We start from the raw sequence: 23792 nt of genomic DNA on the forward strand, positions 1-23792 counted from the left end.
AGATATGTTAGGTGAGGAGCAAAAATGTATAAAAACAAAAAAACCGGCCAATGCCGGTTTTTTTGTTTTTTGGAATTAAAGATTTTTAAGAAGCGTATCCATTTTGGACTTGAGGTCGAGGATGGCTTTGCTGTAGCGGTCATCCCATTCCGACAGCCTTTCTGAAGATTTCATTTCAGTTTCATATTGTATACCCGGAAGCATCCATGATGCATACCCGCTAAATGGATCTGTGGATGCATATAATGACCTGTACCAGTTTCCATAATACATTCCTTTTGGATCTATGAAGCTTTTTTCCAAAGCAATCAAATCTTTGTTGATGGCTTTGGTCTTTTTTGAATCCAATTGACTGCCTGCCAAAACGGAGGCGATTTTGCTGTCCAAAGCTTCCGCACTTGTTTTTAAAGCTTCAACAGCTGCTTTTGATTTTTCAAAACCTTTGAAATCTTTATTGTAGGCTTTCACGTTTTTCTCTGCATTCTCAAAATGGGTAGCCAAGTCTTTGGAATACCTCGATGCCTCATAAGGAATGATCTCCGCATTGGCCAATCTGAGGGCCATGATTCCGATCACTTGCTCCACCGTGCCTCCCATTTTGAAGGTTGGATCAGCAAATTTTTTGTAGAAATGAAGGTCATCATAATTGGTGTGGTATAAAGAGGGTCCACTTGAACCCCCGCTGATCGAAGGAACTCCGACATGCATATAAAATGCGATATGGTCAGAGCCCCCGCCTAAATTTCCTATACTCGGTTCTGGCTTGCCTGCTGCCCAAACTTCATAAACTGTCTTGGCTGAATCAGGATAGGCAACCTGTTTTGCTGATTCCATGATTACTTTTTTCAAAGTAGGGGAAGCAGCAGTTCCAAAATACTTACCAGAAACAGCTGCATCCAGATTGATGTAGGCGACAGCTTTTGCTCCCAATTCATCACGGAATTGCTCCACCCATTCTGTAGAGCCGATTACGCCATGTTCTTCGGCATCCCAATGAGCGATCAGTATAGATCTAGCCGGTCTTTTGCCCTCTTTGGCCATTTTCCCTAAGGTTTCGGCCATACTCAAAAGCATAGCCGTTCCAGAGTTGGGATCAGTTGAACCAAAACCCCAAGCATCATAATGGCAGCCTAGGATAATCCATTCGTCAGGATATAATTCGCCTTTCAAAGTTCCGACAACATTGTTGGTCCTTGTCATGCCTTTTTCCTGCTGGACTTTCAATCTTACTGTAAGCTCTTTGCCGCCCTCTAATCTGTATGTAAAAGGTAAGCCTCCTTGCCAACCGGCAGGAACAGCTTTTCCTTTCATTTTACCTATGATTTCTTTGGCTGAGCCATAAGAAATGGGAGTGACAGGAATGGTATGTAATCCTTTAACTTCGGAAGGATCCAACCTTTTGATTTTGGTTTTTCCATCGAGGGGAAGTGCAGGTTCAAATGGTGTCAGCGCATCTCCTGTCCAATCTACTGTCAATAAAGAGCCTCTTTGGATGGAGCTTTCGTCATAAAAAGTACCCTCAGGATATACCGGGCCTCTCATGTATCCTGCATCCGCGGGATCAGTAAAGATGATCAATCCTGCCGCTCCATATTGCTCTGCGAATTTGGCCTTGTACCCTCTGAAGTTTCCACCATATCTGGCAAGGACAATTTTGCCTGTGATATCAATGCCCAAATCCTTTAATTTTTCAAAGTCAGCTTTGGTGCCATAGTTTGCATATACGACCTCAGCAGTCACATCTCCGCTTCCAGAAAATGCATTCCATCCTTTCCAGAGATTTGGATTGGAAGAATAGGGATCCTCCGAAAGGATATTTTCCTGTTGATTTAAGGGCTGTCTGAAGGGTGTTACAAGTTCCACGAGTGATTCTCCCGGTCCTTTGGACAAATACAAGTCATATGGGTAAACATTGACATCCCATCCTGATTTTTTCATTGATTCGACCATATAGTCTTTCACTTTTTCATTGGCGGCTGTGCCTGCGACATGAGGTTCGGAAGTGATGGCTTCCAAGTGGATCCTGAACCTGCTAAAGTCAACAGTTTGTTTGAACTGCTTTTCAAAATCCAATTGTTTTGTTACGGAATTTTTGGAATAACCATCTAATGTTTGGGAATGTAGCTGAATGGCTAACAAACCGACCAAAATAAATGTCAGTAAGTAATGTTTCTTCATAGAATATGTTTTTTGGAATTCACCTGTTTACAAATATATCCAAACCTTAAAATGAAAAGGCTTATAAATGTTGAAAGGTTGATATTTGCTTTTATTGATTTTGGATATAAATAAAAAACCCCCTAACGAAACATCAGGGGGTTTTTGCATAGTTTAAGTTCAATTTGGCTTAATAAATTTAAAATTCATAGAACTGATTGATTTTTTAAGCAACCTTGTATCTGTAGCAATTGGGTTATTTATTTGAATTTGAATCAAAGGATTGTTCCGTATGATTCAATCAGATGACATGTAATAAATTGAGTTCCAAATATAAAAAATTAATTGAAATCATTGTGTAAATTGTACATGATGACTTTAAATTAACGATATGCCAAAAAAGAGACCAAGCAATAAAGACTTTGACAATGAGGAGGTATTTCCGCAACTTTCATTGGATTGCGTCATTTTCGGATTCAATGACGGAACATTAAAAGTGCTTTTGTTAAAATGGAAAGGGACTGAATATTGGAGTTTGCCGGGTGGATTAATCAGGCAAAGTGAAGATATTGACAATGCAGCAATCCGGATTTTGCAGGAAAGGACTGGTTTAGGCCAAATATTTTTGAGGCAATTTCATACTTTTGGAAAAATTGAAAGGTATGATAATCAAAAGATTATCTCTAAACTTTCCCATGTTATCGATCCTGAATCATGGTATGACAGAGCTATTTCTATAGGCTATTATGCTTTGGTAGATTACGCTGAGGTTTTTCCCAATCCCGATCAGTTTACAGACGAGTGCCAATGGTGGATTTTGGAGGAAGTTCCGGAATTGTTGTTTGACCACAATGAGATTTTAAAAAAAGCCTTGCATTCTTTAAGGTTGGAATTAAATTACCAGCCCGTAGGGTACAACCTACTTTCCGAAAAATTTACTATGCCGGAAATGATGAGGATGTATGAGGCCATTTTGGGAAGTAAAATTGATCCCCGTAATTTTCAAAAGAAAATTCTTAATTCAGGAATTGTGATCAAGCTTAATGAAGTAAAGAAAGGATTGGCCCACAAATCCCCCAATTTGTACATGTTTGACAAGGTGAAGTACCAGCAAATATTGGAAGGTGGGGGTTTGTTTATTATCTAATGGTATGTATGGAATTGGATAATAAAATCTTTAAATTGATTAAAAATCACCTCAAATGGCATCTTCAACACATCAGATCCAAAAAACAGCATATTTGCTGTTTATTATCGTTGTCGTTTTTTGGATTTTAAAAGTTGGTTCTTTCATCATCATACCTTTAGTATGGGGAGTTTTTTTCGCATTTTCTCTGTTTCCTATTTCTAATTGGTTTGAGGAAAAAAGGATTCCACGGGGATTAGCCATCACCTTGACAATTGTTTTGATTTCCGCTGTTGCCTTATTAGTTTTTTATACTTTGATCAACCAAGTTGTAAATTTGATTTTGGACATTCCTGAGATAAGTGACTCGTTCAACAAAAAAATTTCATTGTATTTCGCAGACCTTGGCGGAAAGATCGGTTTTGAAGGGATGTCCATGCCTGAGATAAGCGACATTTTTACCCCGGAAAGCCTAAATACAACTTTGAGGGAAACAGTTAAATCTCTGACATTGGCGGGCATCATACCATTATTTATTTTTTTGATGCTTTATTATACTGATTTCTTTATGGAGTTTTTAAAGAAAGTCTCAGGAAATGATAATAATTCGATTTTGAATTGGATAGAGGATTCAGGAAAGGTCATTCAATCATATCTTGTGGGCATGGTCATCGTGACGGGAATTGTATCGGTAATGTCAGGCGTGGTTTTTTATTTCCTTGGGATCAAATACTACCTGCTATTTGCAGTTTTCATCGCAGTCATGAATCTAATCCCTTATGTTGGGGTGATACTCAGTTCTTTCTTGGTTGTTTTTTATGTTTTGTTGACTACAGATAACCTGTTTTACCCATTTATTACCTTATTTATGCTTTGGATTATTCAACTCACTGAAAACAATTTAATCACTCCGGTTATTGTGGGTTCCAAGGTCAAGGTCAACACGATGGTGGTGATATTGGCTATCCTTATCGGGGGGAGTTTGTGGGGCGTTTCAGGAATGATTTTGTTTATTCCATTGATGGGTGTTCTGAAAATAACTTTTGATAGGATTCCTTCATTGGAGCCATATGGCTACTTACTTGGGGATAAATTTCCGATAAATGAAAAAAATGAAAATTTTTGGAAGCTGTTTTTGAAAAAAGTTAAAAACAAAAAAGAGGCTTAAGAGCCTCTTTTTTGTTTTTGTGCGCACGAGAAGACTCGAACTTCCACACCTAATGGCGCTGCCACCTGAAGACAGTGCGTCTACCAATTTCGCCACGTGCGCATCAATAATAAGTCGGGGTGGCAGGATTCGAACCTACGACCTCCACATCCCAAATGTGGCGCGATACCGGGCTACGCTACACCCCGAATTAAAGAATCCTTCGATTCCTTGCAGAGAGTGGGGGATTCGAACCCCCGGTACGGAATTACCCGTACGACAGTTTAGCAAACTGCTGGTTTAAGCCACTCACCCAACTCTCTGTTTGTTACAGTATAATTTCGGTAAACTGCTAACTTCCCAATTACCATTTGGATATCAGGAAAAACTACCTACCAAACTTTATATTTGCTTATTCTTAAACCTAGGCTTTATTTTTTGATTTAAGAGATGCAAATATAAATGAATATTCATCAGATATACAAAACTGGATTGTCATTATATATCCGACAGCCTTCCTCAATCAGGGACTGAAGAAATAAGACTCTGACATTCAATCAGAAAAAAAATAGTTGTGATGTGCTTTTCACTTCAAAATTTTTTAAGAATAGGAGGTTAATTCAAAAAGAATAAGAAATGAACTATGGAAGCAAGGGATTTACGAGGTAAATTTTAAATCTCTGGTGGAGAAGACCCCATAGAAAAATATAAAATTATAGGTTTAAAAAACTTAAGTGTTATTAGGTTTAAATTTTAATTTGAATTTTTTTCAAAAAATTTCTCACAGCATTTTTGTGGTTTCAATATATTAAAACGGTGTTTATTGAGATTTTATCACTTTTTAATATTCTTTGCTAACGTATTGGTATTCAATTTTATAGATCTCCATGAAATTGTCTTTGGACAATTTATTATATTGCAGCCTCCAATTCGCAAAATAGTCACTCGCAAGTGAAAACGGTCTCACCCCCCGGTTAATTATCAAGATGATACATTCTAAAGAAATCAAAGATTTGTTGCCTTTTTCCCTTCGGGAGAGCAAACTCTTGGTTTGTGTTTTGGACCTTGAAGGGGAAGTAGCCCAATCCAATTCCACCTTTAATACGTTTTTCAAGTTGTCATCAGACGAAAAAACCTGTTTTTTTGAATTTTTCAATGATAATCAAAAAGTAGAGATTGAGCCACTCATTTCTGAACTGATTGGTAGGCCCAACAATATTATCCATTACTCCCAAGTTTGTTTCAACAGCTTGGTTTCGTGGGAGTTTTCTTTTTTAAAAAATATTGAAGGGGATTTTTTGGGAATTCTTGGAGTAGGTACAGTCAAAAATGAATCTGAGTATTTATCCAAGCAAATCGGTTTTAATGTCAATGTAGAGTCTGACATTTATATTCAATTGAACTCAGATTGGGAAATTCAGTTTTCAAATTCTCTTGCGGATGTCTTTTTTGGAAGCCCAAGCAACCGGCTGATTGGAAGGAAAATTTGGCAGGTTTTTCCAGATCCAAAGATTTATGAATACGCATTGAAGTTCAAAAAAGCAAAAGAATCAGATTCAATCACTGTTATTGACAATTTTATTTCTGAAAATGGCAGGTGGTATCAAATAGTAATCCATCCCAGAATGGCTTGGATGGACATTTATTTCAAAGATGTTTCTGATGTGCAGTTATTGGGCAATGAGGTGGGTCGGCTTGACTCAACTTTAGAAGCAATTCTCAATAATTCTGAGCAGGCTTATATTTTGATGAGCCAAGATTTAAGGATTTTAAAATTTAATGTAAAGGCTTCAAATCAAGTGAACGCTTATTTAGGTAAAAGCCTTGATATTGGACAGAAATTCTTGCATTTTTTACTTCCCGGTATGGAAGAAAAAGTTTTGACAAATCTTGAAGCAATCATAGGAGGGAACCATCTGAGCTTTAAACAATCCTTGTTCAGCATTGCCAATAATGAAGAAAGATTGTTTCAGCATGAGTTTTTTCCGGTCACAAACATGCATAAAAAAGTGATTGGTTTTGTTTATTGCAATAAGGATATCCATGATGACGAAGCTGTTTTTGCCAAACTTCTTGATCAGAATAATGTCCTTAAGGAAATTTTATTCACCCAATCGACGGTTTTGAGGTCTCCTTTATCCTCCATTTTGGGATTGCTGGAATTATTGGATAAAAAGCAACTTGACAAGGAAAATCAAAAATACCTTTCCTATCTCAAAGTTTTGGCAGAAGAGCTCGATCAGATTATCCGAAAAAACACGAAAACGATCAACGAATCCGATCCATTTTGATTTGGCTTTCCTTCAAAACAATTCCATAAACAAGATGTTATTTGACTAAGGTGATCAAATGACTTAGGTAATGAAGGAAGTACTCAAAGAAATCAAAATTGAAAAGGATTGGAATGTGGAAGATGTCAATTCCAATGAAAAAGTTGATGGCTTCTTAATAAAAGACGGCATCTTCATTAGAAATAAGGGAAATTTAGTAAAGGTTAAATGGACCGATATTCTGTGGCTAAAAGGAGATGGTAATTACACTACTTTAGTTACGAGAACGCAAGTTTTTTCTCTAAGAAATATCCTTAAGGAATTTGAATCAGTACTTCCGATCCAAGAGTTTTTCCGAATCCATAAAAGCTACATCGTCCGATTAGATGAAATCAAAAGCATCAATCCCCGGGAGGTGATGATAGGCAATGACTCTGTCCCTGTCGGTAGGACATACTTCCAGGACCTGATCAATGGAATCAAAAAATTGGGCTCTGCTGGAGGAGATTGATCCCGTATCTCCTCTCAGTTTCCCCACAAAAGACTGCTGTCCCCATAGCTTAAAAACCTGTAATCTTTATCTAAAGCTTCATTGTAGATTTTTCGCCAATTACTTTTTGTAAAGGCAGCAACCAAAAGAATTAAAGTGGAGGAGGGCTGGTGAAAGTTTGTCACAAGCGCGTCGCAGACTTTGAAATCATAACCCGGTATGATCATTATTTCAGTAGATCCGGTGATTTCATTCAGGTTATTTTGCTTCATATAGTTTAAAATGGCTTCAAAACTTGAGGTTCTATCAGGTAAACTTTCAAAATCTGAATAGGGGTAAAGTTTTGGTATTTCAAACAAGTTGCTTTTTTCGAGCCCCAACCGTACACCAAACCAATATAAGCTTTCCAAAGATCTCATGGATGTAGTTCCTACAGCAATGATTTTATCTTTTTGGCTGGCAAGGTTAATTATGGTTTCTAATGTAAAAACCATCTGTTCGCTGTGCATGGGATGAAAGGCTACGTTTTCTTCCTTAATTGGCTGAAAAGTTCCTGCACTGACATGAAGGGTTAAGAATTCTTTTTTTACCCCTTTTTCTTCCAAGGCTTGCAAGACTTCCTCGGTAAAATGAAGTCCCGCTGTCGGTGCAGCTACTGCGCCTTCTTTTTTAGAATAAACAGTCTGATATCGGGTTTTGTCTTTTATGGTAGCCTTTCTGTTAAGATAGGGTGGGATGGGAACTTCTCCGGCAGCTTCGACAATTGTTACGAAGGGGACTTTGTTTCCAGACCAGGTAAACTCCACAAGTTTTTCTGACCTGTCAACAATTCTTGCATTGATAATTTCTGTTTTCCCATGAATAATGATCTGCCCTTGCAATATTTCATTTTCTCTCCATTTTTTGAGGTTGCCAATAAAGGTTTCCCAAATAACGGAAGAGGTATTGGTCATGATCTCACTGATGATTGTGCTTGGATACAAAGGTTTTAATAGAAAAATCTCGATTTTTGCACCTGACTCTCTTTGAAAGATAAGTCTGGCAGGGATGACTTTTGTATTATTGAATACCATCATGCTCCCGGCAGGAATGAAATTGGGAATTTCAAAAAATCGGTGGTGGGAAATCGCCTGAGAACAGTATTGTATCAGCTTCGAATCAGAACGGTTTTCAAGTGGGAATTTTGCTATTTTTTCCTCGGGAAGGGTATATTCGTAATCAGATAATTTAATATCCTCAATTTCTTTAATCTTTGTCATTGGGGTGTTTTAAGTAATAGAGCGCAAATATATACCTAATGGAAGGAGTTTTAAAGGATATTCAATTTTCATATCAGCCCTATTTATTGAAATTTAAGTTTGACGCAGGCACTTCCCGTGGTGTTTTGAAAGAGAAAGTGAGCTATATACTCAAAGCTGTTTCAAAACATAATCCGGAAGTAATTGGATGGGGTGAGGCAGCACCATTGTCAAAACTAAGTATTGATGATGTGCATAATTTTGAGGAGGTGTTGGAAGGTACAGTCAAAAAACTGTCAGGAATGTCTGTCATGGATAGTGAATCAGAAGTATTGGAATGGGTGAAAACCAATATTTCCGAAAATTTTCCAAGTATTCATTTTGCATTTGAAACGGCTCTCCTTGACCTATTGCATGGTGGCAAGAAAATGATCTTCGATACTCCTTTTTTCCATTCAGAAAAAGCCATGCCGATCAATGGCTTGATTTGGATGGGAGATCGTGAATTCATGCTAGATCAAATAGACAAAAAGCTAGCCGAGGGATATTCCTGCATCAAAATGAAAATTGGAGCGATCGATTTTGATCAGGAGTGTGATTTGTTGGGATATATCAGAAAGCGGTTTGGGGCTGAAAAAGTAACATTGAGGGTAGATGCAAATGGTGCATTCTCTACAAAGGAAGCTCTGGAGAAATTAAAAACCCTTCATGAATTTGATTTGCATAGTATTGAGCAGCCGATCAAACAGGGTCAACTTCCTGAGATGGAAAGTCTTTGCCGGCTTTCTCCCTTGCCAATTGCTTTGGATGAGGAATTGATTGGTATTCATAATTTTGAAGAGAAACGAAGACTTTTGGAAACCATCAGGCCTCAATATATTATTCTCAAGCCAACATTGTTAGGGGGAATTGGATCTAGTAGAGAATGGATTGGATTGGCAGAATCTATGGATATAGGTTGGTGGATGACCTCTGCTTTGGAAAGTAATATAGGATTGAATGCGATCGCTCAGTTTACATCTACTTATGACATTATTTTGCCTCAGGGGTTGGGAACAGGCCAACTTTATCACAACAATATTGATTCTCCTTTGAGGATTGAGAAGGGGAAAATTAAGTATGGCATTGGCAAATGGGGACTTGAGAAAAAATTGGCATAAAAAAAACCCCGATTGCTCGGGGTTAATTTCACTAGATGTCAATGGGTTGTATATAGATTAAACTACCTTTACATTCACTGCATTTAGGCCTTTTCTACCTTCTTTAAGGTCGAAAGTAACTTCGTCATCTTCTCTGATTTCGTCGATCAAACCAGTGATGTGAACGAAATACTCTTTAGAAGACTCATTGTCAACGATAAAACCGAATCCTTTGGACTCATTAAAAAACTTAACTTTTCCTGTGTTCATGATAAATTGTATTGAATTAATATTTCGTCAAATTTAAGGATACTTTTAACATATAAAACGAATGAGTTAAATTATTTTAAAAGTTTTTTTAAAATAATTGCAATTACATTTAAAAAATTAGTGAATATTATTTTGAAATCTTTCAAATTGTCAGATTTTAATCCAATCTAAAAAAATAGACAGGCTTATTGAATTTGGTTTCTGCGCCGGTCTTGGACAGCTTTCCTGTTTTTAGGTTTCTTTCAAATGCAACGATTGTACCTGAACCTTGATTGCCTACTATAAGAAATTTACCGTCACTAGTAATTACAAAATTTCTGGGATTTTCGCCTCCTGTTTTAACCCTTTCTACAAAAGTCAAAGTGCCGCTTTTTCCTATTTCAAATACTGTAATTTCATTGGCATCACCTCTATTCGAAGCATATACAAACTTCGCATCCGGAGATATGCGGACCTCTGCTGCACCGACATTACCTTTAAAATCTTCTCCTGTCAAAGGCAATGCCTGTATTTTAGACATTTTTCCGGCCTCATAATTATAAACACCAAGTTCCGCTGTCATTTCGTGGATAAGGTAGACAGTACTGCCGTTAGGGTGTATTGCCAAATGCCTCGGACCTGCACCTGCTGCTACTTCGACGGATCCGGGATCCGAATTATTGAATGGTACAGCATATGTCGGATTGAAATCATAAAGGTGAATTTTATCTGTTCCTAAATCTCCCACCAATAATTGTTTGCCATTGGGATGAAAGACGGTACTGTGTACATGGGCTTTTTCCTGTCTTGCAGGATTAATGCTTTGTCCTTCGTGTTGGTATGTTTGGACATGGTTCAAAATTCCATCCTGAATTTTGTAAGCAGAAAAATTACCCCCCGAATAATTGCCTACTACCAAAAACTCCTCCTTGGGATCCAAACTTAAGTAACAGGGATGGTCACCATAGGTATCCTTTGTGTCCAATAATTCAAGTGTATTGTTTTGTCTGTCAAATTTAAACGATTTCACTTTTCCTCCGTTTTCACCTGACGTTTCTTCTACAGCATATACCATGGTCTGGGCCCTGTTGCTGATGACAAATGAAGGATTGGAAACACCTTTAGTCAGAATTTGGGTTTGTAGGATATTTTTATCAGGATTGAAAGTGAGAAGCCCAATTCCCTGTTCCTCAGAATCTGTGTAAGCTCCCAAAAGGAAAGAATAAACAGGTTCCACTTTTTCTTCTTGAGGAGATTCATCGCAAGAGTAGGTCATGATTATGATAGTAAAGAGCAAAATTGAATAGGCTATTTTTTTCATATTGAGGTGTCTTTTTCTGGTTTGATGGAAGAATTGTGTTTTTCACTGTACAATTCATGGGTTACTTCATCATATTGTCCTGCTAGGTCATCCACTTTGGTCCCTTTCCATATTGGAGTTTTGGTGAAATAAGCCGCCCTTGCAAGTAAATGCCCACCAATCGATATAGTTAGAAATACGAATAAAATAATGGCAACTATCCGGGTTGTCACCGAATAATCATTGAAATAAAGTGCAGCTGAAGTCAGCATCAACCCTATGCCCAAAGTAGAAGCTTTGGCTGTAACTGATATTCTCAAATAGACATCGGGCTTTCTAAGCAAGCCAATGGATGAAGAAAGTATAAATATCGCTCCAAATGAAGCCAAAATCATGATGAGGATATCTTTCATTTTCTTTGTCTTTGTTCAAGGTAAAATGCATAAGCCGAAGTACTTAGAAATGCAATCAGGGCGAAAAGCATTGCCACATCCAAAAATGTACTTTGGTTGGTTTGGATACTGTAAATAGCGATGATACACACTGAAATCAAAATCAGCATGTCCAAAGCGATCACCCGGTCAGGAAGGCTTGGACCTTTCAAAAACCTGATGAAAACCAAAATTACGGATAGTCCCAATATTGGTATAATGATCCAATTAAAGTAGTCGTATAAGCTCATCGCATAAGTTCCAATAAGGGTTTTTCAAACTTCAGCTTGATTTCTTTTATGAAATTTTCTTTGTCCAAAAGATGCATCACATGCACGTAAACCACCTTTTTATCATCCGAAACATCCATGATTAAAGTGCCCGGAGTAAGAGAAATAATATTTGATAGGATACTTATTTCAACATCTGTTTTTGCATCAAGGGGAACTTTGACAATAGCCGGTTCAAGTTTTGATTTGGGATAAAATGATTCCTTCAATGACTGAAAATTGGCTTTGATTATTTCCCAAAAAATAAACGCTATGTAAGCTAGCAGTTTTGGAATGACAGTAAAATACTTTCTTTCCTCTTTTTTGAAAGTGATTACCCACAAAATCGTAAAGCTGATAAAAAAGCCAAAAAGAAAGTTTTCCTCCGTGAGGGTCCCCGTTGCCATTACCCAAATGATGGCTAAAATCAAATTACTCAAAAACAGTGATTTTGTCATGGGGTTGTCGTTTTTAGTCCCAATACTGCCTCAATGTACCCTGTCGGATCCATCAATTCGGAAGATATTTTTTGGGAAAGTAAAATAATATTCTCAGCACTAAATCCAATGTAAAGTGAAATTGCAGCCAAAAGGAAAATCGGAAATACCATCAGCCATTGATCAATTAGAGGCATTTGACCAAAATAAAGCCCATTTGCTTTTTTTGGTAACCCTACACTATTTTTCCAAAAAACCTCTCCCCACAACCTCGCGATCACCCATAAGGTAAGAAAACTTCCCAAGACGATAAACCCGATCAAGAAAAAGTCTTTAGTCTCCAATCCTGCCTGGATCAGAAATATTTTGGCCCAAAATCCGGAAAGTGGAGGAATTCCAACCAGGGAAAACAAAGGGATTGCCATTAGCAAAGACAACAAGGGGAAGTTTTTATACATTCCGCCTAGTTCTTTGATATCTTGGGTACCGTTGATTTTTAAGATCAATCCTGAAACCATAAAAAGATTGGTCTTTACTATGATATCATGAATGAGATAAAAAATGGTACCCATGATGGCCAATTCGGTGTAAATCCCCAATCCCGCGATAAGGAAACCTATATGGCATATGATGAGGTATCCAAAGACCTTTCCCATATTTTGTTGGAGAATAGCTCCCAATCCTCCCGAAAGGATGGTAAGTGCTGCCAAGACGACCATGATATCCCCCATAAATTCATCACCGCCAAACATCAATGTAAATGTCCTTAACATGGCATAAATCCCCAACTTGGTCAGCAGTCCTGCAAAAATCGCAGAAACAGCAGGTGGAGGAGTATGATAGGATGCAGGTAACCAAAAATACATCGGAAAGATGGCTGATTTGATTCCGAAAGCCACCAGAAAAATACCGGAAGTCACACTTACCAATCCACGGTTTTGAAGACCATCAAGCTTGATTGCGACATCGGCCATATTGAGTGAGCCGGTAAGGCCGTATATAAAACCAATTCCGATCAAAAACAGAGAAGATGCTAAAAGATTAAGCGAAACGTATTTGAGAGCTCCTTCCAGTTGCTGTTTTTTTCCTCCAAGAGTCAACAGGACGAAAGAAGAAATGATGACAACCTCAAACCAAACATAAAGATTAAAAATGTCTCCTGTTAAGAATGCCCCTTGAAGGCCCATAATCAAAAAGTGGAAAATAGGGAAAAAACCGAAAGCAAGCCTTTCTTTTCTCATACTTCCTGTGGAAAAAATGGAAACAGCCAATCCCGAAATGGAGGACAACAAAACCATGGTCACGCCAAAAGTATCTGCGACAATGCTGATTCCAAATGGCGCTTTCCAATCTCCAGATTGGGTGACCATGATACCCTTTTCCCAGACCTGGAGGAAAAGCCAAATGCTGATTCCCAGCCCAATAACCGAAAACAGAATGCTTAAAACTTTCTGTAAATTGATTTTTCTCCAGAAAAACAACAAAATCGTCCCAGCTATAAACTGGAAAATAATGGGCAATACTATCATGGAATTACTCATATCTCCTCATCCGTAGAGTTAAGCTCGTCCAGATCGTCTGTATTGAGCACATTGTACACCCTTTTTATCAAAATAATCGCAAATGATTGAAGGCCGAATCCTATCACTATCGCTGTCAAAACCAATGCTTGGGGAACCGGGTCCGCATAGATATCTGTAAATACTTTTAAGCCATCTTCAATTACTGGGGGATTACCTTTGACAAGCCTACCCAACAGGAAAATCAAAAGATTGGCCCCGTTTCCCAATAATATCAATCCTATGATCATTTTGAACATGCTTCTTCGCAGCAACATGTAGAGACCGCCCGCATGAAGAAAACCGATAATAACAACGAGAAGTATTTCCATATCAAACAGTGTCAGTGATTGAAAATATGATAGTGAGAGTGGCTCCGATCACTACTAAATAAACCCCAATATCAAAAATCAAGGCTGATCCAACCATACCGATAAACCTAAAAGGTTCTTCAAACCATAAACCTTTGAGTAAGGGTGCATCAACAAAAAACGGAGCAATAGCTGCCCCAACTGCAAATGCAAGACCGATTGGCATTAGGTATCCTGGATTGATCTTGATGATACTTTGTGTTTCCTTGAGACCAAAAGCAAATGAATGGATCAAAAATGCAATGGATGCCATCAACCCACCTACAAAGCCCCCGCCCGGCAGATAATGACCCCGCAACAAAATGAAAATAGAAAACAAAAGAAGAAGGGGTAATAAATATGATGAGGCGGTTTTGAATATTAAAGATTTCATAAGTCTTTTTTAGAGGGATTAAGGTCTAGTTTCATTAAGCTAAAGACACCTGCTGCGGCAATCACCAAAACCACAGTCTCTATCATGGTATCAAAACCCCGGTAATCGACCAATATCACATTGACGACATTTCTGCCTTTGGCAAGTAGGTAAGCATTGTCAGCAAAGTATTTGGAAACTTCTGAAGAGGAAGGTTCTTCAAATACCTCCAATGTCAAAATGGCTATCAAAACCCCAAATGTAAGAGAAAGGAATGCGTCCCTAAATTTCATTCCTTTGGATGAAAAGGATTTGTTTTTGGGAAGTTTGACAAGTACAAGCATAAACAACAAAACTGTCAAGGTATCTATTGAAAACTGCGTCATGGCCAAATCCGGAGCTGAGTAAAAAATAAAAAACAGACAGTTTGCAAAACCCACCACACCAAGAGCGACAATTGCTGTGGTCCTTGAATTTGTGGAAATGGCAAAAATGATGGAAATTATCATCAACACAACTACAATGGCTTCATAATAGGATACTGTGGATATTTGATCCCAATCAATGTAAATATTGACCTCCCCAAATAAGCGGTAAGCCATCAACAAAGTCAAAAACGCCAGAATGGTAATTACATAATTTCTCAAATATCCATTTTGGAAAAACTTCGTCCAGAATCGGGCAAAGGATCCAAATAGATTACTTCCGTTTTCAATAATATTCTGGGGAGAAATGACTTCAAACCTGAACGTTTTTTCGAATAGTGCTTTGGTAGGTTTTAAAAAGAAATAAAGAAGCCCGCCTGAAACTAAAGTAAAAACACTTAATAATAAGACTAGATTGAATCCGTGCCAAAGCTTAAGTTCTATGATCGTCTCTGACCTGGATATGCTTCTGAAAACCGGTTGAATCAAAGATTCCTGTACCAAAAAAGGAAACATCCCAAATCCCAAACTCAAAAATCCCAATAGGAGTGGAGGTACCCAAAGTAAAGGTGAAGGCATATGGGCTTTATTGAATTCAGAAGGAAGGTTTCCTGTAAAAGGCTTGATTCCCGCCCAAAATCCTGCGACCAAGAGAAGTATTTTGGTTAATACGGCCAATGCTGTCAAGATCAAAGCCCAATTACCTAACTGCAAAGTCGCCTCGTACATAACTTCCTTGCTGATAAATCCGAGTAAAAATGGAAGCCCGGCACTTGAAAGTGCTGCAAGAAAACCGGCTATTGCCACAGGCATCATCACCTTTTGTAAACCCGCGAGTTTACTGACATCCCTTGATCCTGTTTCATGGTCGATGATTCCGGTGATAAGGAAAAGTGCCGCTTTATACAATGCATGGGCAAGGATAAAAATCCCTGCGGCCAAAAGCGATTTTTCGGTCCCTATTCCTATCAAGAAGACCAAAATCCCCAAAGCGGAAATGGTGGAATAAGCTAGAATACCTTTCAAATCCACCCTGAAAACTGAATGGATTGCGGCATATACCATAGTAATGGCACCTACAGTCACCAAGGTGCTGTTCCACCAAATGGTGTCTCCCAAAAGAGGGGTAAACCTAGCCAAAAGATAAATACCGGCTTTTACCATCGTCGCAGAGTGGAGGTAAGTACTTACAGGAGTCGGGGCTTTCATTGCCCCGGGAAGCCAAAAATGAAAAGGAAACTGGGCTGATTTGGTAAATGCACCCACAAACATCAAAGCGATAATCCAACCATAGGAATTGCTGTTTTTTATTATTTCAGAGGAATTGAGCAATTCTGTAAAAGAGTAACTTCCGCCTACAACTTGTAGCAGGATAATACCCGAAAGCATCACCAAACCACCAAAACCTGTAATGCTAAGCGCTGTCAAAGCCGACTTTCTGGAAGCCGGGTCGTCATTGTTGAATCCGATCAGGAAATAGGAGCTGATACTCGTCAATTCCCAAAAAATAAACATGCTCATCAAATTATCAGAAAGAACCACTCCGAGCATGGAAGCCATAAACATCGACAGGTAGCCATAAAACCTATCTAAATATTGGTGGCCTTTCAGGTAATTTGCCGTGTAGGCAAAGACCAAGGTGCCGATTCCGGTAATCATCAAAGCAAAGAGCAGTGATAAACCGTCAAGCCTGAATGAAAGGTCTATTCCTAAACTTGGGACCCAATTGTAATGAAAGAGAATCTGACCTTCTGATTTGATTTTTTCCAGAAATCCTAAAAAATAAAGGAATAAAAATAAAGGAATAAGCGGATATACAAGTGAAATAGCTTTTTTTGTAAACCTGCTGAAAAAAGGAACAAGTAAGGCGAAAATAAACCCCAAAACTACTGCTACAAGCATATTTTTCAGATTATCTGATTTTTAAAATTTTTCGTCCCAAAATACGAATTATTTCTTAGATAGAATCTTCGTTGTTGGGTTGCTGTTTGAAGGAGATATTTGATTTTTTAGAATTATTTGAAAAAAAAGTCAATATATTTTGAAAAATAGGTAAAAAAATAGCTTTTCATTATCGAATAAACCAAAAACTAGCCTGATTTATTATTTTTTGCTAAATTCACGATCAATAAACCTATTGATCCGATTATGTCCAAAAACAATTATCAAACCGAAGTTTCCAAAAGATTTACGATTTACAACAGTCTTTTTTTGGATTTGCCCTTCAGTGATATCCATCGAACCGGGACTCTACTGCCGATTTTGTCCAGTAAATGTCAGGAAGGATTCGAAAAAGACAAAACCCCAAAAGAAATCATCAGGGGATTTTTTAATGAAATGATGGCCAACAATTCAGAGGAAGAGCGCCATGATTTGCTTTTTAAAATGGTACAATATGTAGAGAGGCAGGTAGTTTTGTTTGATTCCATAGAAGATGCAGCTTTTGAAAGAATACATGATATCAAAGGAAAAGGGAGTGTAAAGGCCTTAATCACCAGGGTCGACAATGATCGAAAGCGGGAGGCTTTGATTGAAAAACTGAAGAACTTCTCGGTCAGGTTAACGTTGACTGCCCACCCGACTCAGTTTTATCCGGGCAATGTCCTTGGGATCATCACCGATCTTGAAACCGCCATCAGAGACAATGACCTAGGTAATATCAACCTGCTCCTGCAGCAATTGGGCAAAACCGGTTTTATCAACAAAGACAAACCTACGCCGCTGGATGAGGCTGTAAGTTTGATATGGTTTCTGGTTAATGTGTTCTACCAAAGCATGCCCGATATCATTACCAGGTTATTGAATAGCCTTGATATTCCTATAGACGAGTGGGACAACCCCGGATTGTTGAAAGTTGGTTTTTGGCCGGGAGGAGATAGGGATGGCAATCCATTTGTCACCCATGATACCACAGTGAAGGTCGCTGAAAAACTCCAAAAATGGATAGTAAGGTGCTATTACCGTGATGTCAGAAAACTTAAAAGAAGGTTGACTTTCAAAAATGTCGAACCGATTATGTTGAAAATTGAGAATGGTCTGTTTGATTCTCTTTTTGACAACCAAAACTTTTATTTATCCAAAGAGGCATTGATTAGTGATTTGATGGAAGCAAGAAAAGCCCTTATTGAATTACATGACGGCTTATTCCTTGAGCAATTGGACGAGTTCATTCTGAAAGTAAAAATATTCGGTTTTCATTTTGCAAATATGGACGTGCGTCAGGACAGCCGTAAGCATGATGGACTTTGGGATGAAATCATCGAGAATCAATTCGGAAAAGAAGCGCTCCAAGCTTATCATAAGCTTGGCGAAGAAGAAAAAATCACTTTTATCCAAGGGATAGATTCACTTCCTGAAATCACTTCTCTCAAGGACGAATTTCACCATGACATGTTGAGGAGTTTTGATGCGATCAAGATTGTCCAAAAAAACAACGGAGAGGACGGATTACACAGATATATCATTTCAAATTGCCAGTCCGCCCTTCATGTTTTGGAGGTTTTTAGATTGGCACAATTGACATTAGGAAAAGATGTTGAGAAACTGCCTTTGGATATTGTTCCGCTTTTTGAGACCATTGATGATCTTGCTAAGGCGCCCAATATCATGGAGCAGCTTTATCAGAATGAAGCTTACCGCAAACATTTGGAAAGCAGAAAATCAAAGCAAACCATTATGTTGGGATTTTCTGACGGTACCAAAGACGGTGGCTATATCCGCGCCAATTGGTCCATTCTCCTTGCAAAAGAAGAGCTGACAAAAGTTTCAAGACTCAATGATGTCAGTGTTGTTTTCTTCGACGGAAGGGGAGGACCTCCTGCAAGGGGTGGAGGAAACATGCATAACTTCTACGCTTCTCTTGGGCAACAGGTAGAAAATGAAGAGATTCAGGTGACTATCCAGGGACAGACCATTTCTGCCAATTATGGTAAGCCTGTTTCTTGTACCTACAACTTGGAGCAACTGCTTTGCGCAGGGATAGAAAATGAATTGTATCCTTCCTCAGAAAAAACGCTGAATGCGGGTCAACGTGCTCTGATTGATCAGATGGCTGATTTCTCTTACGGGTTTTATAGAGATTTCAAAAACCATCCACAGTTTCTGCCCTACCTAGAACACGTCACTCCCTTGAAATATTTCGGACAGGTCAATATTGGTTCCCGTCCTTTAAAAAGAGGGAAAGATACAGGACTTAAATTTGAAGATTTGCGTGCCATTCCATTTGTAGGTTCATGGGCACAGATGAAGCAAAATATCCCAGGATTCTTTGGTGTAGGTGCTTCTTTGGAGGCCTTGAAGAAAGCTGGTAAATTTCCTGAAGCGCAGCAGTTGTATAATGATTCCCTGTTTTTCAGGTCATTGCTTGGAAATTCTATGCAGTCTTTGGCCAAGTCATTTTACAAATCAACAGCCTATCTCAAAGACAATCCAAAATACAGTGACCTTTGGACCTTGATGTTTGAAGAATACCAAAGATCCATTCAGATGCTTCTTGAAGTTTCGGGCATGGATACTTTGCTTCAGGACAACCTCACCTCCAAAGAATCCATAGCCATCCGGGAGAAAATCGTTTTGCCTGTGATCACCATCCAGCAATATGCGATACAGACCATGTTAGACAAAGGAGAAGATGATCCCGTGTTGCAAAAGCTGATTTTGCGGACAATGTTTGGCATCATCAATGCGGCAAGGAATGCAGCATAAAATTCAAAATCCCGGTCGAAAGTCCGGGATTTTTTTATGGATTTAAGCTTTTGTCTTTATTGATTTCCACTTTTGAAATTCCAATAATATCAGCTAAATTTTGTTGCCCGTCCAAGAAACAACCAACATTAATGAAAGGAATTCTTCAGAAGTCAAAGAGATATTGGGAATCAGATGCCTCCTTTATCACTTTATTAGTAATGCTTTTATTTACAGTTTTTTTTCTGCCAATATTGATCCACCACAAGGAAGATTCAACCTATTTTCTAAATACCATGTTTATCATGCTATTTGTAATCGGGATGTTTTCTGCAAGGGAAAGACTGTTTTTTACCATAGCAGCAACTTTGGTTGTGATCCATTTGGTACTGAGGATGATCAGATTCAGCGACAATCCTTATGAATTTTACTTTGAAGAAAGAATAGTTATTCTGCTCAACCTGCTTGTATTTTCTATCATCAATTTCAGGTTGTTGTTTAGAAACAGCGAAGTCAATCTTTACCGCGTCATTGGAGCCATCAATGTATATTTGCTTGTGGCGCTTATGGGTTCATTCGGATTTGAATTGATGCAATTATCAAATGGAAACGCGATATCGGGAGACATGACTTTTGAAGGTAGAGACCGTGATTTTGGCAATTATATTTATTTTAGTTTGGTTAGTGTTACCACGGTTGGATTTGGAGACATGCTTCCTGTCAGTATCGGTGCAAAAATGTTGTCTGTATTCCTTTCGACTTTTGGGATTTTGTATCCTGCCGTCGTCATTGCAAAATTGGTATCCTCTTCACCCCAAAGAGAAAAAGTTCTATAAAATCCCGCATATCCCTATTTTTTCAAATTTGAAATTGAGGAAAATGCGGGATTAAGATTTTTGAATCCCTTATCAATTCAGGGTATATTCTACTACGATTTCTGTATTGAGCAATTTTGAAATCGGGCAATTTTTCTCGGCATCCTTTACCAATTCTGCGAATTTTTCTTCAGAAATGCCATCCACTTTTGCTGTCAGGATCAGCTTAGACTGCTTGATGGTACCTTCTTCAAAAGTAATTACACCTTCCACGTGAAGTTCCTGAGGAGGAAATTCGGCTCCTGTCAGGTTAAAACTCAATTTCATGGCAAAGCATCCTGCATGGGCTGCGGCTACCAATTCTTCAGGATTGGTTCCGATACCTTCTTCAAATCTTGAAGAAAATGAATATTGTGTTTTGTCCAAAACGCCTGTTTGGGTTGTCAGATGACCTTTGCCTTCTTTTCCTGTACCTTGCCATACGGCCGTCGCTTTTCTTTTCATGTTAGTTTGGTTTAAAGTATTTAAAAGTATAAAATGTATTTTCACCTAACACCAAAAACGGGTCATTAGGTTTGTGATTTTTAATATTATTTAAAAAAAAGCCAAGAAATTCAGGATCATTCTGATTTCTTGGCTTTTAATTAGGCTTAATAGTATGCTATTTGGTTAGTGCCTTTTCTCTCTGTACTTCCAACATGTCTACAGGTGGAGGAGTATTGTCTCCCAATAAGTGTTGGACGAAATAATCTCCCATTCTCCAGAAGAAATATTCGGTCATATCCCCAAATCCATGGCGCTGACCGGGAAGGATAATAAAGTCAAACCTCTTGTTGGCTTTGATCAGGGCATTGGCCATGCGGATGGTATTGGCAGGATGGACGTTGTTGTCCACATCACCGGTGACCAAGAGTAATTTTCCTTTCAGGTTTTTGGCTAGGTCTGGATTTTTTTCGATCTGATAGACGAAAGTGGTGTCTCCTTTTGGTGAAATCTGTTCTTTGACACCATGATGTTTCTCTGACCACCAACGGTTATAAATGTTGTTTTCGTGGTTACCTGCACTAGACACCGCGACTTTGAAGAAATCAGGATACACCAACATCGCGGCAGTGGACATGAATCCTCCGCCTGAATGTCCATGAATCCCAACCTTTGATTTGTCAATGAAGGCATGTCTGTCTGCCAATTGTTCTATTGTCGCTTTTTTGTCTGCAAGACCATAATCTCTAAGATTGCCGTAGCCATAGTTGTGGTACCACTTTGACCTGCCAGGATGTCCTCCACGGTTGCCGACCGTGACCACTACAAATCCAAACTGCGCCAAACGGTCTGTTCTGTCCAATCCTCTTCCAAATGATTTGTTGACGGCTTCAGTCTGAGGACCAGGATACACATATTCAATGATGGGATAAGACTTGGTACTGTCAAAATCAAACGGCTTGTACATTACTCCAAATAGGTCTGTAATGCCATCATCTGCCTTCACTTTAAATGGTTCCGGGAATTGGTATCCTGCCGCAAAAAGTGAACTCAAGTCCGCTGTTTCCAAGTCCATTACTTTCTTGCCCAAGGCATCATAAAGCCCTGAGGCAGGGACAGTATTCACCCTTGAGTAATTGTTGACAAAGAAAGTGGCTTTGTCATTCATCGACGTACTGTGGTTGAAATCCCCCGGATTCATCAAGGAAATGGCGCCACCGTTGAGACTGACTTTGTATAAATGTTCATAATAAGGGTCTTCTCCTTTTTCTTTGCCATTGGCCATGAAATAAAGGAATCGGCCTTTTTCATCCACCCGGACGATATTTTCTGAGTGGAAAGGGCCCGAAGTCAGTTGTCTCTTCAGGTTTCCTTTCATGTCATAGAGATAAAAATGTCCCCAACCGTCACGCTCTGACCAATGGATGATTTCAGTGCCGCTGGCAATAATTTCCGGTTTGGCGATGTCGATATAGGTATTGCTTCGCTCCTCGATGAGGACCTCTTTATTCCCTTCTTTGATGTTCCACCTGCAGATATCTATTTTTTTCAAATCCCTTGAGGTAATTGAAAAATAGAAGAAGTTCTCATCACCCAGCCATTTGACAGGCTTAAATTCATCATCTCTGGCAGATGCTGCGAAGCTTTCTGACCATAGTCCCAAAGTCTGGTCTTTGAAGGTAGCCGTTTCCAGGTTAGACATTTTTCCCTTTCCAAAAGAATAATGGAGCAGGTAGGAGATAGGTTGTTCCTTTTCTCCAGGCATGGAATATTTGTAGGTTTCCAAGGTCGGTCTTGGATCGCGGGTGTTGTGTATTACCCATAGGTCTTTTACTTTTCTTTGGTCGGTTTTGGTCAGGATAAATTCATTTGAATTTGCTGACCAAAGGATATTTGCCCGCTTTCTGTCATTTTTCTTCTTTTCTTCCTCGACATTGTCATCACCCCGTCCAAAACCACTACCGTATCCAAAGTCTTTTTCCCCGTCAGTTGTCAGTTGTGTTTCGACGATAGTGCTGTCTTTTTCATCCTTGATGGCTTTTTTGAAATTGGCTTTGTCCATCCAATAGAGGTTTTCATTTTTTACAAACACGATTTTGGAAGAGTCCGGAGCGATGTTGGCCCAGGCCAATCTTTTAGCCTCCTCTTCAGGGTCCTTTACTTCTATAAGCTGTTGGCTGTTTAGGTTGTAGCGAAAAACAAATGTTTTCTTCTCTAAAGAATCCTTTGCGCTTTTGTTTTTGGCTTTGATTTCTTCCCAATCTTTTTTCAGTATATCCTGTGTGCTTTTGATCTTGAATTGGATGGTGTTTTCGTCCTCCAAAAATTTCATATTGCTGATATCAAGGTGCTGTCCGTCAAAAGGGTCCTTGACTATTTTGGTGATTTCAGCAGCCAACTTGTCTTTGTCAAAAAGTTGGGTTTTTGATTTGGTTACAGGGTTGACGATGTACCAGTTTTTGCCTGAAGTAGTTTCATATTGATACCAAAAGCGATCGGATCTCTTAAGCCAATGTGCGTCTACTTCGGTGGAAAAAATCATTTTTTTTAGCTTTTCCGGCGAAAATCTCGACGCAAGCTCATAGTTGCCTTTTGTGGGAAGCTCCTGTCCAATGGCGGAATTCACCATTATAAAAAGGGAACATATCAGGTAAATTTTTCTCATTAGTCAATTTGGTTTATGAATTCGAAACTAACTAAAAAGGGATTTTTTTAGATAACCGTCGGTGGAAAAATAGGAGGTGATTTTTTGAAAATAATTGCTCAGGATGGAAAGTAAGATGGTTTTTTACTTGAATTGGGCAGTGAATAAGCTAGCTAAAAGTTTTTTTTTCAGGATTTAAAAAAGTGA

General features: G+C 38.8%; 20 protein-coding genes and 3 tRNA genes. 7 read left to right on the top strand and 16 right to left on the bottom strand.

Annotation, left to right across the window (positions count from 1 at the left end):
* Nucleotides 1-75: 75 nt before the first annotated feature.
* The gene (locus NK987_RS09620; protein ID WP_259263671.1) at nucleotides 76-2178 is read right to left on the bottom strand and encodes a M28 family peptidase; all 2103 of its coding nucleotides are present in this window, start codon (nucleotides 2176-2178) and stop codon (nucleotides 76-78) included.
* A 370-nt stretch (nucleotides 2179-2548) separates the two neighbouring features.
* On the opposite strand from NK987_RS09620, the gene NK987_RS09625 reads away from it, so the two are divergent.
* Together NK987_RS09625 and NK987_RS09630 are read left to right on the top strand one after the other, a co-directional pair.
* The gene (locus NK987_RS09625) at nucleotides 2549-3304 is read left to right on the top strand and encodes an NUDIX hydrolase (RefSeq protein ID WP_259263672.1); all 756 of its coding nucleotides are present in this window, start codon (nucleotides 2549-2551) and stop codon (nucleotides 3302-3304) included.
* 55 nt (nucleotides 3305-3359) lie between these two features.
* Complete coding sequence (locus tag NK987_RS09630) at nucleotides 3360-4451, top strand: AI-2E family transporter (RefSeq protein WP_258425328.1); 1092 nt, start codon at nucleotides 3360-3362, stop codon at nucleotides 4449-4451.
* A 20-nt stretch (nucleotides 4452-4471) separates the two neighbouring features.
* Here the strand turns inward: NK987_RS09630 and NK987_RS09635 are convergent.
* From NK987_RS09635 to NK987_RS09645, 3 genes are all read right to left on the bottom strand, one after another.
* Nucleotides 4472-4553 (bottom strand) — tRNA-Leu (locus NK987_RS09635).
* A gap of 12 nt (nucleotides 4554-4565) precedes the next feature.
* Nucleotides 4566-4639: transfer RNA gene (locus tag NK987_RS09640), tRNA-Pro, on the bottom strand.
* A 25-nt stretch (nucleotides 4640-4664) separates the two neighbouring features.
* Nucleotides 4665-4753, bottom strand: a tRNA-Ser gene (locus tag NK987_RS09645).
* A 663-nt stretch (nucleotides 4754-5416) separates the two neighbouring features.
* Here NK987_RS09645 and NK987_RS09650 point away from each other — a divergent pair.
* Both NK987_RS09650 and NK987_RS09655 read left to right on the top strand, forming a co-directional pair.
* Nucleotides 5417-6721 carry a hypothetical protein gene (locus NK987_RS09650; RefSeq protein WP_259263673.1) on the top strand — a complete coding sequence of 435 codons (1305 nt, stop codon included), beginning with the start codon at nucleotides 5417-5419 and terminating at the stop codon, nucleotides 6719-6721.
* A gap of 70 nt (nucleotides 6722-6791) precedes the next feature.
* On the top strand, nucleotides 6792-7211 hold the full coding sequence (locus NK987_RS09655; RefSeq protein ID WP_258425326.1) for a LytR/AlgR family response regulator transcription factor: 420 nt from the start codon (nucleotides 6792-6794) through the stop codon (nucleotides 7209-7211).
* A 14-nt stretch (nucleotides 7212-7225) separates the two neighbouring features.
* On the opposite strand, the gene NK987_RS09660 is transcribed toward NK987_RS09655, so the two are convergent.
* Nucleotides 7226-8449 carry an S-adenosylmethionine:tRNA ribosyltransferase-isomerase gene (locus tag NK987_RS09660; RefSeq protein WP_259263674.1) on the bottom strand — a complete coding sequence of 408 codons (1224 nt, stop codon included), beginning with the start codon at nucleotides 8447-8449 and terminating at the stop codon, nucleotides 7226-7228.
* Nucleotides 8450-8487: 38 nt separating this feature from the next.
* Here NK987_RS09660 and NK987_RS09665 point away from each other — a divergent pair, with 38 nt between their 5' ends.
* Complete coding sequence (locus NK987_RS09665) at nucleotides 8488-9588, top strand: o-succinylbenzoate synthase (RefSeq protein ID WP_259263675.1); 1101 nt, start codon at nucleotides 8488-8490, stop codon at nucleotides 9586-9588.
* 57 nt (nucleotides 9589-9645) lie between these two features.
* Here NK987_RS09665 and NK987_RS09670 read toward each other — a convergent pair whose 3' ends face one another.
* The 9 genes from NK987_RS09670 to NK987_RS09710 all read right to left on the bottom strand — a co-directional run bounded on the left by NK987_RS09670 (nucleotide 9646) and on the right by NK987_RS09710 (nucleotide 16862).
* Nucleotides 9646-9837, bottom strand: coding sequence for a cold-shock protein (locus NK987_RS09670; protein WP_009032438.1), 192 nt, complete (start codon nucleotides 9835-9837; stop codon nucleotides 9646-9648).
* A 157-nt stretch (nucleotides 9838-9994) separates the two neighbouring features.
* Nucleotides 9995-11137 (bottom strand): lactonase family protein, encoded by a 1143-nt coding sequence (locus NK987_RS09675; RefSeq protein WP_259263676.1) that lies wholly within the window; start codon nucleotides 11135-11137, stop codon nucleotides 9995-9997.
* Entirely contained in the window at nucleotides 11134-11529 is a 396-nt protein-coding gene (gene mnhG / locus NK987_RS09680; RefSeq protein WP_258425322.1) for a monovalent cation/H(+) antiporter subunit G, read from the bottom strand. Before mnhG ends, NK987_RS09675 begins: the two co-directional genes overlap by 4 nt.
* Nucleotides 11526-11756: a cation:proton antiporter gene (locus tag NK987_RS09685; RefSeq protein WP_338021199.1), complete on the bottom strand. Its 231-nt coding sequence runs from the start codon at nucleotides 11754-11756 to the stop codon at nucleotides 11526-11528. Before NK987_RS09685 ends, mnhG begins: the two co-directional genes overlap by 4 nt.
* Nucleotides 11757-11794: 38 nt before the next feature.
* Complete coding sequence (locus tag NK987_RS09690; protein ID WP_258425320.1) at nucleotides 11795-12274, bottom strand: Na+/H+ antiporter subunit E; 480 nt, start codon at nucleotides 12272-12274, stop codon at nucleotides 11795-11797.
* Nucleotides 12271-13794 carry a proton-conducting transporter transmembrane domain-containing protein gene (locus NK987_RS09695; RefSeq protein ID WP_259263677.1) on the bottom strand — a complete coding sequence of 508 codons (1524 nt, stop codon included), beginning with the start codon at nucleotides 13792-13794 and terminating at the stop codon, nucleotides 12271-12273. The genes NK987_RS09690 and NK987_RS09695 overlap by 4 nt, the downstream gene beginning before the upstream one ends.
* Nucleotides 13791-14144, bottom strand: coding sequence for a Na+/H+ antiporter subunit C (locus NK987_RS09700; RefSeq protein WP_258425318.1), 354 nt, complete (start codon nucleotides 14142-14144; stop codon nucleotides 13791-13793). The genes NK987_RS09695 and NK987_RS09700 overlap by 4 nt, the downstream gene beginning before the upstream one ends.
* 1 nt (nucleotide 14145) lies before the next feature.
* Nucleotides 14146-14556 (bottom strand): Na+/H+ antiporter subunit B, encoded by a 411-nt coding sequence (locus NK987_RS09705; RefSeq protein ID WP_258425317.1) that lies wholly within the window; start codon nucleotides 14554-14556, stop codon nucleotides 14146-14148.
* Nucleotides 14553-16862: a putative monovalent cation/H+ antiporter subunit A gene (locus NK987_RS09710; protein ID WP_259263678.1), complete on the bottom strand. Its 2310-nt coding sequence runs from the start codon at nucleotides 16860-16862 to the stop codon at nucleotides 14553-14555. The genes NK987_RS09705 and NK987_RS09710 overlap by 4 nt, the downstream gene beginning before the upstream one ends.
* A gap of 246 nt (nucleotides 16863-17108) precedes the next feature.
* On the opposite strand from NK987_RS09710, the gene NK987_RS09715 reads away from it, so the two are divergent.
* Nucleotides 17109-19664 carry a phosphoenolpyruvate carboxylase gene (locus NK987_RS09715; RefSeq protein ID WP_259263679.1) on the top strand — a complete coding sequence of 852 codons (2556 nt, stop codon included), beginning with the start codon at nucleotides 17109-17111 and terminating at the stop codon, nucleotides 19662-19664.
* Nucleotides 19665-19795: 131 nt separating this feature from the next.
* Nucleotides 19796-20479 (top strand): potassium channel family protein, encoded by a 684-nt coding sequence (locus NK987_RS09720; protein WP_258425314.1) that lies wholly within the window; start codon nucleotides 19796-19798, stop codon nucleotides 20477-20479.
* A gap of 72 nt (nucleotides 20480-20551) precedes the next feature.
* Here the strand turns inward: NK987_RS09720 and NK987_RS09725 are convergent, their stop codons facing one another.
* Nucleotides 20552-20962, bottom strand: a complete 411-nt coding sequence (locus NK987_RS09725; RefSeq protein ID WP_258425313.1) for an OsmC family protein — start codon at nucleotides 20960-20962, stop codon at nucleotides 20552-20554.
* A 157-nt stretch (nucleotides 20963-21119) separates the two neighbouring features.
* Nucleotides 21120-23606 carry a S9 family peptidase gene (locus NK987_RS09730; protein ID WP_259263680.1) on the bottom strand — a complete coding sequence of 829 codons (2487 nt, stop codon included), beginning with the start codon at nucleotides 23604-23606 and terminating at the stop codon, nucleotides 21120-21122.
* Nucleotides 23607-23792: the final 186 nt, after the last annotated feature.

This window comes from Aquiflexum gelatinilyticum (genome assembly GCF_024813435.1).
Taxonomy (GTDB): Bacteria; Bacteroidota; Bacteroidia; order Cytophagales; family Cyclobacteriaceae; genus Cognataquiflexum; species Cognataquiflexum gelatinilyticum.

Excerpts from the sequence above, each read along its gene's own strand:
- NK987_RS09620 (WP_259263671.1), bottom strand. The coding sequence starts at position 2,178 with ATGAAGAAACATTACTTACTGACATTTATTTTGGTCGGTTTGTTAGCC.
- NK987_RS09625 (WP_259263672.1), top strand. The coding sequence starts at position 2,549 with ATGCCAAAAAAGAGACCAAGCAATAAAGACTTTGACAATGAGGAGGTA.
- NK987_RS09630 (WP_258425328.1), top strand. The coding sequence starts at position 3,360 with ATGGCATCTTCAACACATCAGATCCAAAAAACAGCATATTTGCTGTTT.
- NK987_RS09650 (WP_259263673.1), top strand. The coding sequence starts at position 5,417 with ATGATACATTCTAAAGAAATCAAAGATTTGTTGCCTTTTTCCCTTCGG.
- NK987_RS09655 (WP_258425326.1), top strand. The coding sequence starts at position 6,792 with ATGAAGGAAGTACTCAAAGAAATCAAAATTGAAAAGGATTGGAATGTG.
- NK987_RS09660 (WP_259263674.1), bottom strand. The coding sequence starts at position 8,449 with ATGACAAAGATTAAAGAAATTGAGGATATTAAATTATCTGATTACGAA.
- NK987_RS09665 (WP_259263675.1), top strand. The coding sequence starts at position 8,488 with ATGGAAGGAGTTTTAAAGGATATTCAATTTTCATATCAGCCCTATTTA.
- NK987_RS09670 (WP_009032438.1), bottom strand. The coding sequence starts at position 9,837 with ATGAACACAGGAAAAGTTAAGTTTTTTAATGAGTCCAAAGGATTCGGT.
- NK987_RS09675 (WP_259263676.1), bottom strand. The coding sequence starts at position 11,137 with ATGAAAAAAATAGCCTATTCAATTTTGCTCTTTACTATCATAATCATG.
- mnhG (WP_258425322.1), bottom strand. The coding sequence starts at position 11,529 with ATGAAAGATATCCTCATCATGATTTTGGCTTCATTTGGAGCGATATTT.
- NK987_RS09690 (WP_258425320.1), bottom strand. The coding sequence starts at position 12,274 with ATGACAAAATCACTGTTTTTGAGTAATTTGATTTTAGCCATCATTTGG.
- NK987_RS09695 (WP_259263677.1), bottom strand. The coding sequence starts at position 13,794 with ATGAGTAATTCCATGATAGTATTGCCCATTATTTTCCAGTTTATAGCT.
- NK987_RS09700 (WP_258425318.1), bottom strand. The coding sequence starts at position 14,144 with ATGGAAATACTTCTCGTTGTTATTATCGGTTTTCTTCATGCGGGCGGT.
- NK987_RS09705 (WP_258425317.1), bottom strand. The coding sequence starts at position 14,556 with ATGAAATCTTTAATATTCAAAACCGCCTCATCATATTTATTACCCCTT.
- NK987_RS09710 (WP_259263678.1), bottom strand. The coding sequence starts at position 16,862 with ATGCTTGTAGCAGTAGTTTTGGGGTTTATTTTCGCCTTACTTGTTCCT.
- NK987_RS09715 (WP_259263679.1), top strand. The coding sequence starts at position 17,109 with ATGTCCAAAAACAATTATCAAACCGAAGTTTCCAAAAGATTTACGATT.
- NK987_RS09720 (WP_258425314.1), top strand. The coding sequence starts at position 19,796 with ATGAAAGGAATTCTTCAGAAGTCAAAGAGATATTGGGAATCAGATGCC.
- NK987_RS09725 (WP_258425313.1), bottom strand. The coding sequence starts at position 20,962 with ATGAAAAGAAAAGCGACGGCCGTATGGCAAGGTACAGGAAAAGAAGGC.
- NK987_RS09730 (WP_259263680.1), bottom strand. The coding sequence starts at position 23,606 with ATGAGAAAAATTTACCTGATATGTTCCCTTTTTATAATGGTGAATTCC.